At 59.1% G+C, this 1670-nt stretch carries 2 protein-coding genes; both read left to right on the top strand.

What is annotated here, in order from left to right:
• Window positions 1-582: TetR/AcrR family transcriptional regulator (locus WCA53_RS14800; protein WP_423911513.1), on the top strand; the 582-nt coding region annotated here is incomplete at its 5' end.
• A 93-nt stretch (window positions 583-675) separates the two neighbouring features.
• Window positions 676-1670, top strand: a 995-nt coding sequence (locus WCA53_RS14795) for a cytochrome P450 (RefSeq protein WP_423911511.1), incomplete at its 3' end; no start/stop codon positions are given.

Below are 1670 nucleotides of genomic sequence, written 5' to 3'. Positions count from 1 at the left end.
ACGACTCGGAAGCGCATCCTTTCAGAGGCTCTCGAACTGTTTGTTTCGCGCGGTTACGTGAATACCACTGTCGACGACATTGCCGCCGCCGCAAACACCACACGTGTCACTTTCTACTCTCACTTCGAGTCGCGCCGCGAATTGATGCGTGCTTTGATTCACGAGCTCAACAACATCCTTGAGCGGAGTGACGAACCAGGCCGCAGCTCCACGGCCAGTTTGCTGGTGGCGACGGTGCGCGAAGGCTCACGCGAAAAGCTGGGTGGTTGGCTGCGCGAGCAAGCTGCTCGCTGGCCGTTGATCAAGCCTTATGTTTTGGCTGCAACCGAGGCTGCGGCCGTGGATGCTGAAATGCGCTCATTGCTGCGCGGCTGGATTGAAGAGGTGGTGGCGGACATCCGCGAGGGTCTGGATGCAGCCAACCGCTATGAGCCGAGCACGCGGCATTTCCGCGGTGAATTGGCCTATGTCACCCTCGACCAAACCGCGCTCTCATGGATGCGCGGCGAGCTGGATTTGACCACCGAACCGGCGCTCGAGGTGCTCACCGAATTGTGGTGGAAATTGCTCGGCGCACCCTGAATAGGGATTACCCTATCAAGGTATCTATTCGCTTTACACAGTATAAAGCGAAAGCAATAATACAGGCCATAATCAACGACTTGGAACAGGCCTGTGACTACCGTCCCCAACTCCGGCATCGACCTTTGGGCCGACGATGTGCTCGTCGATCCGTACCCAAAATACCGGGCGTTGCGCGAACTCGGCGACGTCGTCTATCTCGCGCACTCGAAACTTTATGCCCTTACTGGCTACGACGTTATCAAGGACGCGCTGGCAGACCCGACGCGATTCTCCTCCGCTCAAGGTATCGGCTTCAACGACGGCGTGAACCAGGCTTTGAAGGGAACCTCGCTTGCTTCCGATCCACCGGAGCACACCCAGTTGCGCGCCGCACTTTCCGAGAACCTCACGCCACGGGCGCTGCGTGGCCTGGGCGAGCAGATCAAGACCAATGCGCAGGCACTAGTGGCCCGCCTGGTTAAGCAACCGTCCTTCGACGCGATCGATAAAATCGCCCGGCGCTTTCCGATCGGGGTTGTCGCCGACCTCGTTGGCTTCCAGGGTGAGGCCAGGGCAAATATGCTCCGCTGGGGGCAGGCCGCGATGGAAGTTATCGGGCCGATGAATCGGTGCACTGCAGAGAATTTTCCAATCGCGAGTGAACTTTACGGCTACTGCTCGCAGATCACCCAGGACGCGCTCACCCACGGCTCCGTTGGCTGGGGTGTCTTCGAGGCGGAGAGGGAAGGGATAATTCCCGAAGGCTCCGCGCGCCATATCATCCATCAATATCTCGGCGCTGGCCTTGACACAACACTTGCAGCAATCGGCAACATCATCGCTCTCTTCGGGCGCTTTCCCGAAGAGTTTGCCAAGGTGCGCGAGGATCTCTCGCTGGTTCCCTCGGCGTTCAACGAGGTGCTGCGCTACTACTCCCCCGTCCATGTGTGGAGTCGCGTTGCGACGCAAGACGTGGAAATCGGGGACGTGAAGATCCCGGGCGGCTCGCGCATTGCGGTCATTCTTGGCGCAGGCAACCACGACCCGCGTCATTACAAGAACCCTGAAGTCTTCGACGTGACGCGCAACCCGATCGACCATCTCTC

This window comes from Caballeronia sp., from assembly GCF_049581465.1.
In the GTDB taxonomy this organism is placed as follows: Bacteria; Pseudomonadota; Gammaproteobacteria; order Burkholderiales; family Burkholderiaceae; genus Caballeronia.
The sequence above is the reverse complement of the archived record's forward strand: the minus strand, read 5'-3'. Positions and strand labels throughout refer to the sequence as shown.